1 protein-coding gene (running past one end of the window) is annotated in these 15508 nt (G+C 72.9%); it reads left to right on the top strand.

Features of this window, described 5'->3' with window-relative positions; translation table 11 throughout:
* Positions 1–15508 carry the end of an SDR family NAD(P)-dependent oxidoreductase gene (locus ACIBAE_RS25520; protein ID WP_399289685.1) on the top strand. Its footprint begins 17270 nt before the window's first position, so only the last 15508 of its 32778 coding nucleotides appear in the window; its start codon lies beyond the left edge, outside the window; the stop codon is at positions 15506–15508.

Genomic DNA, 15508 nt, shown 5'->3' with positions numbered 1-15508 from the left:
CAGTACGAGCCTCGCGTCCGGCCGGGTGTCGTACACGCTCGGGCTGGAAGGCCCGGCGGTCACCGTCGACACGGCGTGCTCGTCGTCGCTGGTCGCCCTGCACTGGGCCATGCAGGCCCTGCGCAGCGGTGAGTGCTCGATGGCACTGGCCGGCGGTGTGACGGTGATGTCGACGCCCACGGTGTTCGTGGACTTCTCCCGGCAGCGGGGCCTGGCCCCCGACGGCCGGTGCAAGGCGTTCTCCGACTCGGCGGACGGTGTCGGCTGGGCCGAGGGTGTCGGCATGCTGGTGCTGGAGCGACAGTCGGACGCCCTGCGCAACGGCCACGAGATCCTCGCCGTCGTGCGCGGCTCGGCCGTCAACCAGGACGGCGCGTCGAACGGGATCACCGCCCCGAACGGCCCCTCGCAGCAGCGAGTCATCCGCCAGGCACTCGCCAGCGGCGGCCTGTCCGCCGACGACGTCGACGCCGTCGAGGCGCACGGTACGGGCACGACACTGGGCGACCCGATCGAGGCGCAGGCGCTGATCGCCACCTACGGCCGGGACCGGGACATCGAGCAGCCGCTGCTGCTGGGCTCGGTCAAGTCGAACATCGGTCACACCCAGGCCGCCGCCGGTGTCGCCGGCATCATCAAGATGGTCATGGCGATGCGGCACGGTGTGCTGCCGCGCACCCTGCACGTGGACGCCCCGTCGGCCCATGTGGACTGGTCCGAAGGCGCGGTGGAGCTGCTGACCGAGCAGACCGCGTGGCCGGAGACCGGCCGGGCACGCCGCGCGGCCGTGTCCTCGTTCGGCATCAGCGGGACCAACGCGCACGTCATCCTGGAGCAGCCGGCCCCGGTCATCCAGGGCCGTGTCCTCCACAGCGCCGAGACCCCGGTGACCGAGCCGGGGGTGGCACCGTGGGTGCTGTCCGGTAAGACGCCGGAGGCGCTGCGTGGCCAGGCGGCCCGGCTGCTGTCCGCGCTGGAGACGAGCCCCGGACTGCGCCCGGCGGACGTCGGATTCTCCCTGGCCACCGGCCGGTCGGTGTTCGAGCATCGTGCGGTGGTGCTGGCGGGTGACCCGGTGGGCACCGCGCGGGCATTGTCGGCGCTGGCGGCCGGTGAGCAGGACGCTTCGGTGGTGCCCGGCTCGGCTGTGGGCGGTAGGACGGCGTTCCTCTTCTCGGGTCAGGGTTCGCAGCGGCTGGGAATGGGGCGTGAGCTGTACGGGCGCTTCCCGGTCTTCGCGCAGGCGCTGGACGCCGTACTGACCGAGCTGGACGGTGAGTTGGACCGTCCGCTGCGTGAGGTGATCTGGGGCGAGGACGCCGACGCGCTGAACGACACGGGTTACACCCAGCCCGCGCTGTTCGCCGTCGAGGTCGCGTTGTTCCGGCTGGTCGAGTCGTGGGGGGTGAAGCCGGACTTCGTGGCCGGTCACTCCATCGGTGAGATCGCGGCCGCGCATGTGGCGGGAGTGTTCTCGCTGGAGGACGCGAGCCGTCTGGTGGTGGCCCGCGCATCGCTGATGCGGGCGCTGCCCTCGGGTGGTGCGATGGTCGCCGTCCAGGCCACCGAGGACGAAGTCACCCCGCTGGTGTCCGAGTTGTCCGACCGGGTGTCGGTCGCGGCGGTCAACGGTCCCTCGTCGGTGGTGATTTCCGGTGATGAGGTCGCGGTGCTGGAGGTCGCGGCCCGTCTGGAGGGTCAGGGTCGTAAGGCGACCCGGTTGCGGGTCTCGCACGCGTTCCACTCGCCGTTGATGGACCCGATGCTCGACGACTTCCGTACGGTGGCGGAGGGCCTGTCCTTCATGGCGCCCCGTATCCCGGTGGTCTCCAACCTGACCGGTGCGGTCGCTACGGCCGAAGAACTCTGCTCGGCCGGGTACTGGGTGCGGCACGTCCGCGAAGCCGTCCGTTTCGCCGACGGGGTACGTACCCTCACCGACGAGCACGTCGTCACATTCCTGGAGCTCGGCCCGGACGGGGTCCTGACCGCCCTGGCACGCGAGTCCGTCGGGGACGAGGCAGTCGTGGTCCCGGTCCTGCGCAAGGACCGGCCGGAAGAGACGGCCGCCGTCACGGCCCTGTCCCAGCTTCACGCGCAGGGCGTGTCCGCCGACTGGGCGGCGTTCTTCGCCGGGACGGGGGCGCGGCGGGTCGAGTTGCCCACGTACGCCTTCCAGCACCAGTGGTACTGGCCGGCGGGACCGCTCGGCGGAACGGGCGATGTCCGCGCCGCGGGCCTCGGCTCCGCAGGGCATCCGCTGCTGGGCGCCACGGTCGAACTGGCCGAGGACGAGGGCCTGGTGTTCACCGGCCGCCTCTCGGTGCGGTCGCATCCGTGGCTGGCCGATCACGCCGTCATGGGACAGGTCCTGCTGCCGGGTACGGCGCTGCTGGAGCTGGCGTTCCGGGCGGGTGACGAGGTCGGCTGCGACCGGGTCGAGGAACTGACCCTCGCCGCGCCGCTCACCCTCCCCGAGCACGGCGCCCTGCAGACGCGGGTACGCGTCGGCGCCGCCGATGACACCGGCCGGTGCACGCTCGCGGTGTACTCGCGGCCCGACAGCGCCGACGAACGGTCGTGGACGCGGCACGCCACGGGTGTGCTCGCGGTCGGCGCCCCCACGGCGCCCACGGACTTCGACGCGTCGGTGTGGCCGCCCACGGGCGCCGAGGCGCTGGATGTCGAGGGCTGCTACGAGCGCTTCGCCGAAGCGGGCTTCGCGTACGGTCCGGTCTTCCGGGGCCTGCGCGCCGCCTGGCGTGCGGGTGACGGGATCTTCGCGGAGGTGAGCCTCCCGGAGAGCGCCGAGGGCGCCGCGGCCCGGTTCGGTCTGCATCCCGCCCTGCTGGACTCGGCGCTGCACGCTTCCCTGCTCGCCGGAGACGGCCAGGAGGGCGCGGGTGGTCTGCCGTTCTCCTGGGAGGGTGTGTCGCTGTACGCGACGGGCGCCTCGGCGCTGCGCGTACGGATCACCCCCGCCGGTGAGGGAGCTCTGGCGATCGCGGTCGCCGACCCGTCCGGCGCCCCCGTCGCCTCGGTGGACTCGCTGCTCGTACGGCGTGTGTCGAGCGAGCAGTTGAGCGGCGCGGCCGGTCTGGCGCGTGACGCCCTGTACGGGCTGGACTGGGTGCCGGTGGCGCCCGCCCCCGAGGCGGTCTCCGGTGTGGTCGCGCTGGTCGGTCCCGACCTGGCCGGGCTGGCCGAAGGACTGGCGGGCCACGATGTCGAGACCGTGACCTACGCCGACCTGGCGGCGCTGGCGGCGGGGGAGACCCCGGTGCCCGGTGCGGTCCTGATCGGGGTCGCCGGCTCGGCCGGACACGGCGCCGAGGTGGCGGAATCCGCTCACACGCTGAGCACCGGCGCCCTGACCTCGGTGCAGGAATGGCTCGCCGAGGAGCGGTTCGCCGGTTCGCGGCTGGTGTTCGTCACCCGAGGCGCCGTGGGCGCCGGCGACGAAGCCGTCACCGACGTGGCGGCGGCTTCGGTGTGGGGCCTGGTGCGGTCCGCCCAGACGGAGAACCCCGGCAGCTTCGGCCTGATCGACCTCGGTACCGGGGACGAGACGTTCGCCCGGCTGTCGCGCTCTCTCACCCTCGACGAACCGCAGGTGGTGATCCGGGACGGTGAGGTCCGTGCCGGACGCCTGGCCAGGATGCCCCTCGCCGACCTCGCGACGGCTCCCGCCTGGGATGCCGGGGGCACGGTGTTGATCACGGGTGGTACCGGTGGTCTGGGTGGTGTGCTGGCCCGGCATCTGGTGGCTGAGCGTGGGGTGCGTCATCTGTTGTTGACGAGTCGTCGGGGTGCGGATGCTCCGGGTGCGGCGGAGTTGGTGGCGGAGCTGGCGGAGTCGGGTGCCGAGGTGTCGGTGGCGGCGTGTGATGTGGCTGATCGTTCCGCTGTGGCGGAGTTGCTGGCGTCGGTGCCGGGCGCGCATCCGCTGACGGCTGTGGTGCACACGGCGGGGGTGCTGGACGACGGTGTGATCGGTTCGCTGACGCCGGAGCGTCTGGAGACGGTGCTGCGGCCGAAGGTGGACGCGGCGTGGCATCTGCACGAACTGACCCGTGACCTGGACCTGACCGCCTTCGTGGTGTTCTCCTCGGTGTCCGGCGTGTTCGGCGGCGCCGGACAGGCCAACTACGCGGCGGGGAACGCGTTCCTGGACGCGCTGGCCGCGCACCGGCAGGCCGAGGGCCTGCCCGGCGTCTCCCTCGCCTGGGGCCCCTGGGACCAGGGCGTGGGCATGACCAGCGGTCTCACCGACCGCGATGTGCGCCGGGCCGAGGAAGGCGGCATGCCGCTGCTCTCCGTCGAGCAGGGAACGGCCCTGTTCGACGCGGCGCTGGCCACCGGTGCACCCGCCGCGGTGCCGGTGCGGCTGAATCTGCCGGCCCTCCGGGCGCAGGGCGAGATCCCGGCCCTGCTGCGCGGACTGATCCGTACGCCTTCACGCCGGGCCGCGATCACCGGATCGGGCGCGGACGCCGATCTGGTCCAGCGCCTCGGCCGCCTCGGCCTGACGGACCGCCACGAAGTTCTCCTGGACCTCGTCCGGGGCCAGGCGGCCCTTGTCCTGGGCCACGCGAGCGGCGCCGACATCGACGCGGCACGGGCGTTCCGGGACCTGGGCTTCGACTCGCTGACGGCGGTCGAGCTGCGGAACCGGCTGAACACCGTGACCGGCCTGCGACTCCCCGCCACGATGGTCTTCGACTACCCGACCCTGACAGCGCTGGCGGACCACTTGCTGGACGAACTGTTCGGCACCGAGGCGGCGGTCGAGGTCCCGGTGTCCTCGCTGCCGCCGCTCGCCGACGATCCGATCGTGGTCGTCGGGATGGCCTGCCGGTATCCGGGCGGGGTCGCCTCGCCGGAGGACCTGTGGCGGGCGGTCACCGAGGGCACGGACGCGATCTCCGCGTTCCCGGTCAACCGAGGCTGGGACGTGGACGCGCTGTTCGACCCGGACCCCGACCACGCCGGGACGTCCTACACCCGCTCGGGCGGCTTCCTGCACGACGCGGGCGCGTTCGACCCCGCGTTCTTCGGGATGAGCCCCCGCGAGGCGATGTCGACCGACTCGCAGCAGCGACTGCTGCTGGAGACCTCCTACGAGGCCATCGAGCGGGCCGGCATCGACCCCGGCTCCCTGCGTGGCAGCACGACCGGTGTCTTCGCCGGGGTGATGTACAACGACTACGGCAGCACCCTCAGCGGCAAGGAGTTCGAGGGCCTTCAGGGCCAGGGCAGCGCGCCCAGCGTGGCCTCGGGCCGGGTCTCCTACACCTTCGGCTTCGAAGGTCCCGCCGTCACGGTGGACACCGCGTGCTCGTCGTCCCTGGTCGCCATGCACTGGGCCATGCAGGCGCTGCGCGGTGGTGAGTGCTCGCTGGCGCTGGCCGGTGGTGTGACGGTGATGTCGACCCCCGGCACGTTCGTGGAGTTCTCGCGGCAGCGGGGTCTGTCGCCCGACGGCCGGTGCAAGGCGTTCTCCGACTCGGCCGACGGTGTCGGCTGGGCGGAGGGTGTCGGCATGCTGGTGCTGGAGCGCCGGTCGGACGCCGTACGCAACGGCCACGAGATCCTCGCCGTCGTGCGCGGCTCGGCGGTGAACCAGGACGGTGCGTCGAACGGTCTGACCGCGCCGAACGGTCCTTCGCAGCAGCGGGTCATCCGCCAGGCTCTGGCCAGCGGCGGACTGTCCGCCGGTGACGTCGACGCGGTGGAGGCGCACGGTACGGGCACGACACTGGGCGACCCGATCGAGGCGCAGGCACTGCTGGCGACGTACGGCCGGGACCGTGACCCGGAGCGCCCGCTGCTGCTGGGCTCCGTGAAGTCGAACATCGGTCACACGCAGGCCGCCGCCGGTGTCGCGGGCGTGATCAAGATGGTCATGGCGATGCGGCACGGGGTCCTCCCGCGGACGCTGCACGTCGACGCGCCGTCCTCGCACGTGGACTGGACCGAAGGCGCGGTGGAGCTGCTGACCGAGCAGACCGCCTGGCCCGAGAGCGGGCGCCCGCGACGCGCCGGTGTGTCCTCGTTCGGTATCAGCGGGACGAACGCGCACGTCATCCTGGAGCAGCCGGCCACGGTCATCCAGGGAACGGTGCTGCACAGCACCGAAACCCCCGCCATCGAGCCGGGTGTGGTGCCGTGGGTCCTCTCGGGCAAGTCGCCCGAGGCACTGCGCGGCCAGGCGGCCCGGCTGCTCTCCATGGCGGAGACGAGCCCCGAAACGCGCCCCGTGGACGTCGGGTTCTCCCTGGCCACCGGCCGGGCGGCCTTCGAGCACCGTGCGGTGGTGCTGGCGGGTGATCCGGCGGAGACCGCGCGGGCGCTGGCCGCGCTGGCGGCCGGTGAGCCGGACCCCCTGTCCGTCTCGGGATCGATCAGTGGTGGGAAGACCGCGCTGCTCTTCTCGGGTCAGGGTTCGCAGCGGCTGGGGATGGGGCGTGAGCTGTACGGCCGCTTCCCCGCCTTCGCCGACGCGCTGGACGCCGTACTGGCCCAGTTGGACGGTGAGTTGGACCGTCCGCTGCGTGAGGTGATCTGGGGCGAGGACGCCGACGCGCTGAATGACACGGGTTACACGCAGCCGGCGTTGTTCGCCGTTGAGGTGGCGCTGTTCCGGTTGGTCGAGTCGTGGGGTGTGACGCCGGACTTCGTGGCCGGTCACTCGATCGGTGAGATCGCGGCGGCGCATGTGGCGGGGGTGTTCTCGCTGGAGGACGCGAGCCGTCTGGTCGTCGCGCGGGCGAAGCTGATGCGGGCGCTGCCCTCGGGTGGTGCGATGGTCGCGGTCCAGGCGACCGAGGACGAGATCACCCCGCTGCTGTCCGAGTTGTCCGACCGGGTCTCGATCGCGGCGGTCAACGGGCCTTCTTCGGTGGTGGTTTCGGGTAGTGAGGTCGCGGTTCTCGCGGTTGCCGCACAGCTGGAGGGTCAGGGTCGTAAGGCGACCCGGTTGCGGGTCTCGCACGCGTTCCACTCGCCGTTGATGGACCCGATGCTGGACGAGTTCCGTACGGTGGCGGAGGGCCTGTCCTTCATGGCGCCGCGTATCCCGGTGGTGTCGAACCTGACCGGTGGACTGGCCACGGCCGAGGAGCTGTGCTCGGCCGGGTACTGGGTGCGGCACGTCCGCGAAGCGGTCCGTTTCGCCGACGGGGTACGTACCCTCACCGACGAGCATGTCGTCACGTTCCTGGAACTCGGTCCCGACGGGGTGCTCTCCGCTCTGGCACGCGAGTCCGTCACGGACGACGCAGTCGTGGTCCCGGTCCTGCGTAAGGACCGGCCCGAGGAGGCTTCGGCCCTCACCGCGCTGGCCCGGGCGCACGCCCACGGCGCCACCGTGGACTGGGCGGCGTTCTTCGCCGGGACGGGCGCGCGGCGGGTCGAGTTGCCCACGTACGCCTTCCAGCACCAGTGGTACTGGCCGGCCGGACCGCTCGGCCTGGCGGGCGGGGCGGCGGCCGGACTCACGTCCGCCGAACACCCCCTGCTCAACGGCTCGGTCGAGCTGGCCGAGGGCGAGGGCGTCCTCTTCACGGGCCGTCTCTCGGTGCGGTCGCATCCGTGGCTGGCTGATCACGCGGTCATGGGTACGGTGTTGCTGCCGGGGACGGCGCTGCTGGAGCTGGCGTTCCGGGCGGGTGACGAGGTCGGGTGCGACCGGGTCGAGGAACTGACCCTCGCCGCGCCGCTCACCCTCCCCGAGCACGGCGCCCTGCAGACGCAGGTGCGCGTCGGCGTCGCCGATGACGCCGGCCGGCGCACCCTCACCGTGCATTCGCGGCCTGAGGGCGCGGCGGATGTGTCCTGGACGCAGCACGCCATGGGTGTCCTCGCCGAGGGAGCCTCCACGGCGCCCACGGACTTCGACACCACGGTGTGGCCGCCCACGGGCGCCGAGGCGCTGGACGTCGAGGGCTGCTACGAGCGCTTCGCCGAAGCGGGCTTCGCCTACGGCCCCGTCTTCCAGGGCCTGCGCGCCGCATGGCGTGCGGGTGACGAGATCTTCGCGGAGGTGAGCCTTCCGGAAGGTACGGAGGGTGACGCGTTCGGTCTGCACCCCGCGCTGCTCGACTCGGCGCTGCACGCGTCGCTGCTCGCCGGTGACGGTGAGGAGGGCGCACTGCCGTTCTCCTGGGAGGGCGTGTCGCTCCACGCGACGGGCGCCTCCGCACTGCGGGTACGGATCACCCCCGCCGGTGAGGGAGCTCTGGCGATCGCCGTCGCCGACCCCTCCGGCGCACCCGTCGCCTCCGTCGACTCACTGCTCGTACGGGCCGTGGCCCGCGACCAGCTGAGCGCGACCGGGGCGCTGAGCCGGGACGCGCTGTTCCAGCTGACCTGGACCCCGGTACCGACCGCGTCCGGCCTGGCGGGGCCGGTCGCCGTACTCGGCGCGGACGCGCTGGGACTCGCCGGCCCGCTGGCCGAGTCCGGCACGGTCGTCGAGCCGCACGCCGACCTGGCGTCGCTGGCGGCGGGAGAGAACCCGGTGCCGGACGTCGTACTTGTCGGCATCACCGGTGAGGACGGCGCGGAGACGGCGGGGTCGGCGCACGAGCTGACCACCGACGCTCTGGCGCTGGTCCAGTCGTGGCTGGCCGACGAGCGGTTCACCGGCTCGCGGCTGGTGTTCGTGACGCGGGGCGCGGTCGCTGACGGCGGCGGCGGTGCCGTCGACGTGGCGGCGGCCTCGGTCCGGGGTCTCGTCCGGTCCGCGCAGACGGAGAACCCGGGCAGCTTCGGCCTGGTCGACCTCGACGCCGAGGACGGCTCCGCCGCCGGGCTGCCGGGCGCTCTCGCGTCCGGCGAACCGCAACTGCTGCTCCGCGACGGTGAGATCCGTGCCGGACGGCTGACCCGGGTGCCCGTCGGTGAGACCGGCACGGCACCCGACTGGGACGCCGAAGGCACGGTCCTGATCACCGGCGGCACCGGTGGGCTGGGCGGTGTGCTCGCCCGGCACCTGGTGGCCGAGAGCGGCGTACGGCATCTGCTGCTGGCGAGCCGGCGGGGCGCCGAGGCGCCCGGCGCGGCGGAGCTGGTCGCCGAGCTGACCGCCCGGGGAGCGGATGTGTCGGTCGCCGCGTGCGACGTGGCCGACCGGTCCTCTCTGCACGAGCTGCTGGCGTCGGTGCCGGCCGCGCATCCGCTGACCGCCGTGGTGCACACGGCGGGGGTGCTGGACGACGGTGTGATCGGTTCGCTGACGCCGGAGCGTCTCGACAAGGTCCTGCGGCCGAAGGTGGATGCCGCGTGGCATCTGCACGAGTTGACGCGGGATCTGGATCTGTCGGCGTTCGTGGTGTTCTCGTCGGTGGCGGGTGTGTTCGGTGGTGCGGGGCAGGCGAATTACGCCGCTGCGAACGCGTTCCTGGACGCTCTGGTGGAGCGTCGGCGGGCCGAGGGTCTGCCGGGTGTGTCGCTGGCCTGGGGCCCGTGGGACCAGGCGGGCGGCATGACCGGGAGCGTGAGCGAGGAGGACATGCGGCGCCTCGCGCGCTCGGGTATGCCGGCGCTCTCCGTCGAGCAGGGCGTGGCCCTCTTCGACGCGGCGCTGGTCACCGGTGAGGCCTTGGTCGCACCGGTGCGGCTGGACCTCTCCGTACTCCGTACGCAGGGTGAAGTACCGGCGGTGCTCAGCTCGTTGATCCGTACACGCGCTCGCCGGACGGCGGCGGCCGGAGCGGCCACCGCGACCGGCCTCGCGCAGCGGCTCGCCGGACTGGCCCCCGCCGAACGGCAGGCCGAACTCCTCGACCTCGTACGGGGTCAGGCCGCCCTGGTACTCGGTCACAGCGGCGCGGTAGCCGTGGACGCGACCGCCCAGTTCCGGGACCTCGGCTTCGACTCGCTGACGGCGGTCGAGCTGCGGAACCGGCTCAGCACGGTGACCGGCCTGCGGCTGACCGCCACGCTGATCTTCGACTACCCGACCGCGCGGGCGCTGGCGGACCATCTGCGGGACGAACTGTTCGGCACCGAGGACGAGGTGTCGGTCCCGGTCCGGCTGCTGCCGCCGCTCGCCGACGATCCGATCGTGGTCGTCGGGATGGCCTGCCGCTTCCCGGGCGGGGTGACCTCGCCGGAGGACCTGTGGCAGTTGGTCACGGAGGGCACGGACGCGATCTCCGGCTTCCCGGTCAACCGAGGCTGGGACGTGGACGGACTCTTCGACCCGGACCCCGACCACGTCGGGACGTCCACCACTCGCAGTGGTGGCTTCCTGCACGAGGCGGGCGCGTTCGATCCCGCGTTCTTCGGGATGAGCCCGCGCGAGGCCATGGCCACGGACTCGCAGCAGCGCCTGCTGCTCGAAGCGTCGTGGGAGGCCGTCGAGCGGGCGGGAGTCGATCCGCAGTCGCTGCGCGGCAGCGCCACGGGCGTCTTCGCCGGCGTCATGTACAACGACTACGGGACCACGCTGGGCGGCAAGGAGTACGAAGGCCACCAGGGCCAGGGCAGCGCGGGAAGCGTGGCCTCGGGCCGGGTCTCCTACACCTTCGGGTGGGAAGGCCCCGCCATGACGGTGGACACGGCCTGCTCGTCGTCGCTGGTCGCGATGCATCTGGCGGCCCAGGCGCTGCGCGGTGGTGAGTGCTCGCTGGCGCTGGCCGGTGGTGTGACGGTGATGTCGACTCCCGGCACGTTCGTGGAGTTCTCGCGGCAGCGGGGTCTGTCGCCCGACGGCCGGTGCAAGGCGTTCTCCGACTCGGCCGACGGTGTCGGCTGGGCGGAGGGTGTCGGCATGCTGGTGCTGGAGCGCCGGTCGGACGCCCTGCGCAACGGCCACGAGATCCTGGCCGTGATGCGTGGCTCGGCGGTGAACCAGGACGGTGCGTCGAACGGTCTGACCGCCCCGAACGGTCCTTCGCAGCAGCGGGTCATCCGCCAGGCTCTGGCCAGCGGCGGGCTCGCCACGGGCGACGTGGACGTCGTCGAGGCGCACGGTACGGGCACGACACTGGGCGACCCGATCGAGGCGCAGGCACTGCTGGCGACCTACGGCCGGGACCGTGACCCGGAGCGCCCGCTGCTGCTGGGCTCCGTGAAGTCGAACATCGGTCACACGCAGGCGGCCGCCGGTGTCGCGGGCGTGATCAAGATGGTGATGGCGATGCGGCACGGGGTCCTCCCGCGGACGCTGCACGTCGACGCGCCGTCCTCGCACGTGGACTGGACCGAAGGCGCGGTGGAGCTGCTGACCGAGCAGACCGCCTGGCCCGAGAGCGACCGCGTACGGCGTGCGGGTGTTTCGTCGTTCGGTATCAGCGGGACGAACGCGCACGTCATCCTGGAACAGCCCGAGTCCGTGACCGAGAACACTTCGGAGCCCGCGCCGGCCGATCCTTCGACCGGTCTGGTCCCGTGGGTGCTGTCCGGCAAGACGCCGGAGGCACTGGCCGCCCAGGCGGCGAGGCTGCTGCCGCTGCTGGAGGGCACGGCCGGCTCCCGGCCGCTGGACATCGGGTTCTCGCTCGCGACGGGCCGGTCGGTGTTCGAGCACCGTGCGGTGGTGCTGGCGGGTGATCCGGCGGAGACCGCGCGGGCGCTGGCCGCGCTGGCGGCCGGTGAGCCGGACCCCCTGTCCGTCTCGGGATCGATCAGTGGTGGGAAGACCGCGCTGCTCTTCTCGGGTCAGGGTTCGCAGCGGCTGGGGATGGGGCGTGAGCTGTACGGGCGCTTCCCCGCCTTCGCCGACGCGCTGGACGCCGTACTGGCCCAGCTGGACGGCCAGTTGGACCGTCCGCTGCGTGAGGTCATCTGGGGTGACGACCCTGAGCTGCTGAACGACACGGGCTATACCCAGCCGGCGTTGTTCGCGGTCGAGGTCGCTCTCTTCCGGCTGGTCGAGTCGTGGGGTGTGACGCCGGACTTCGTGGCGGGGCACTCCATCGGTGAGATCGCGGCGGCGCATGTGGCGGGGGTGTTCTCGCTGGAGGACGCCTGCCGCCTCGTGGTGGCCCGCGCGTCGCTGATGCGGGCGCTGCCCGCCGGTGGTGCGATGGTCGCCGTCCAGGCCACCGAGGAGGAAGTCACCCCGCTGCTGTCGGGCGAGGTGTCGGTCGCGGCGGTCAACGGCCCGTCCTCCGTCGTGGTGTCGGGTAGTGAGGACGCGGTCCTCGCGGTCGCCGCACAGCTGGAGACTCAGGGCCGTAAGGCGACCAGGCTGCGCGTCTCGCACGCGTTCCACTCGCCGCTGATGGACCCGATGCTCGACGAGTTCCGTACGGTGGCCGAGGACCTGTCCTTCACAGCGCCCCGTATCCCGGTGGTCTCCAACCTGACCGGAGCACTGGCCACGGCCGAAGAACTCTGCTCGGCCGGGTACTGGGTCCGGCACGTCCGCGAAGCCGTCCGCTTCGCCGACGGCGTGGCGACACTCAGCGAGCAGGGCGTGGTGACGTTCCTCGAACTGGGCCCGGACGGGGTGCTCTCCGCCATGGCCCAGGAGTCGGTACCGGACGACGCGCTGACCGTCCCGGTCCTGCGCAAGAACCGGGACGAGGAGCTGACCGCCCTCACCGCGCTGGCCCGGGCGCACGCCCACGGCGCCACCGTGGACTGGGCGGCGTTCTTCGCCGGTGCGGGCGCGCGGCGGGTCGAGTTGCCCACGTACGCCTTCCAGCACCAGTGGTACTGGCCGGCCGGTTCGCCGTCCGGTGCCGGTGACGTGCGCGCGGCGGGGCTGGGCTCCGCCGCGCACCCCCTGCTCGGTGCGGCGGTCGAACTGGCCTCCGGACAGGGCGTGTTGTTCACCGGACGACTGTCCGTGCAGTCGCATCCGTGGCTGGCCGACCACGCCGTCATGGGCACGGTGCTGCTGCCGGGTACGGCCCTGCTGGAACTGGCCGTACGGGCGGGCGACGAAGCCGGCTGCGACCGCGTCGAGGAACTGACCCTGGCCGCACCGCTGACGCTGCCGGAGCACGGCGCCGTCCTGGTGCAGGTCGCGGTCGGTACGCCCGATGATTCGGGCCGCCGCACGGTGGGCGTCTACTCCCGGCCCGAGGGCGCGCAGGACGCGCCGTGGACGCGGCACGCCACCGGCACCCTGACCGGTGGCGCCGCCCCGGCGACGGACACCGGCTTCGATGCCACGGTGTGGCCGCCCACGGGGGCCGAGTCGCTGGACGCCGAGGGCTGCTACGACCGGTTCGCGGAGATCGGATTCGCCTACGGCCCGGTCTTCCAGGGGCTGCGGGCGGCCTGGCGGCGGGACGGTGAGATCTTCGCGGAGGTGAGCCTGCCGGACGGCACGGACGGCGGGGCCTTCGGTCTGCACCCCGCGCTGCTCGACTCCGCGCTGCACGCGTCGATGCTCGCCGGGGACGGCGAGGAAGGCCAGGAAAGCGGCGCCAGGCTGCCGTTCTCGTGGCAGGGCGTGTCCCTGCACGCGACAGGCGCCTCCGCCCTGCGCGTACGGATCACCCCGGCCGGCGACGACGCGATCTCCGTCGCGGTGGCCGACCCCTCGGGCGCTCCCGTCGCTTCCATCGAGTCGCTGCTTGTCCGCGCCGTGTCCGGGGAGCAGTTGAATGCCCCCGCGACGACCGGGGACGCGCTCTTCGGGCTGGAGTGGGTCCCGGTGCCCGCCGCGTCCCCGGCCGGGTCCGGTACGCCGGCTCCCGAGCCGTTCGCCCTGGTGGGCCCGGATCACCTCGCGCTCACCGGGCAGGTGGCCGCGTCCGGCGGACTCGTCGAGACGTACGCCGACCTGGCGTCGCTGGCCGCCTCGGAGGAACCGGTACCGGACGTCGTCCTGCTGCCCGTCCTCGGCGACGCGGCGGACACCGTGCCCGGAGCCGTACGGGAGGTGGCGGCCGGAGCACTCGCCCAGGTGCAGCGCTGGCTGGCCGAGGACCGGTTCACCGGCTCGCGGCTGGTGTTCGTCACCCGGGGGGCGGTGGCCGTGGACGGCGGCGGCGTCGCCGACCTGGCGGCGGCCTCCGTATGGGGCCTGGTGCGGTCCGCGCAGACGGAGAATCCCGGCTGCTTCGGCCTGCTGGACCTCGACCCCGCGAACGGCGCCACGCAGCTCCCGCCGGCGGAGGTCCTCGTATCGGACGAACCGCAACTGGTGCTCCGGGGCGGCGAGGTCAGGGCCGCGCGACTCGATCGCGTGTCCCTCCCCGAGACCGTCACCGCACACGACTGGGAGCGGGGCGGCACCGTCGTCATCACCGGCGGCACCGGGGGTCTGGGCGCGGTACTGGCCCGGCACCTCGTCGCGGAGCGCGGAGTACGCCGGCTGCTGCTGCTCAGCCGCCGGGGCCCCGGTGCCGAGGGCGCCGCGACCCTCGTCGGCGAGCTGGAACAGCTCGGCGCCGAGGTCACGGCCGCGGCCTGTGACGTCGCCGACCGGTCCGCGCTGGCCGGCGTACTGGCGGCCGTGGACTCCGGACACCCGGTGTCGGCGGTGGTCCACGCCGCCGGGGTGCTGGACGACGGTGTGATCGGTTCGCTGACGCCGGAGCGTCTGGAGACGGTGCTGCGGCCGAAGGTGGATGCCGCGTGGCATCTGCACGAGTTGACGCGGGATCTGGATCTGTCGGCGTTCGTGGTGTTCTCGTCGGTGGCGGGGGTGTTCGGTGGTGCGGGGCAGGCGAATTACGCCGCTGCTAACGCGTTCCTGGACGCTCTGGTGGAGCGTCGGCGGGCCGAGGGTCTGCCGGGTGTGTCGCTGGCCTGGGGCCCGTGGGACCAGGTGGGCGGCATGACCGGGAGCGTGAGCGAGGAGGACATGCGGCGCCTCGCGCGCTCGGGTATGCCGGCGCTCTCCGTCGAGCAGGGCGTGGCCCTCTTCGACGCGGCGGCCACCGGCGAGGCGGCGCTGGCACTGCCCGTACGGCTGGATCTCGCGGCGCTCCGCGCGCAGGGCGAGATCCCGGCCCTGCTGCGCGGCCTCGTCCGGGCGCCGTCCCGGCGCGCGGCCACGGCGGCTCCGCAGTCGGCCGACACACTCGCCCGGCGCCTGACCGGACTGACCGAGGAGGAGCGTCTCGACGTTCTTCTCCGGCTGGTCCGCGACCAGGCCGCCGTCGTCCTCGGACACGCGGACGGGACGGCGATCGGAGCCAAGCGCCAGTTCCAGGAGCTGGGCTTCGACTCCCTGACCGCCGTGGACTTCAGGAACCGGCTCAACGCGGCCACCGGGCTGCGCCTGCCGGCCACCCTGCTGTTCGACTACCCCACCCCGGCCGACGTCGTGGACCACCTCCGCTCCCAGCTGGTGACCGAGGAGGTCACCGGCGCCGGATCGGTGCTCGCCGCGCTCGACGGTCTGCAGAAGGCCATCACGGAGATGACTGTCGACGCCCAGGAGTACAAGCACATCGCCGGACGGATCGAGGTACTCAGGACGAAGTGGGCGGAACTGCGCCAGGACGCGAAGCCGGACAGCGGCGAGTTCGACCTCGACGAGGCCTCGGACGACGACGTGTTCGCGCTCCTGGACGACGAGCTGGGCCTGTCCTGA

The organism is Streptomyces sp. NPDC051569, from assembly GCF_044454085.1.
Taxonomy (GTDB): Bacteria; Actinomycetota; Actinomycetes; order Streptomycetales; family Streptomycetaceae; genus Streptomyces.
Note: the sequence above shows the minus strand (reverse complement) of the source record. Positions and strands in the feature narration are given on the sequence as shown.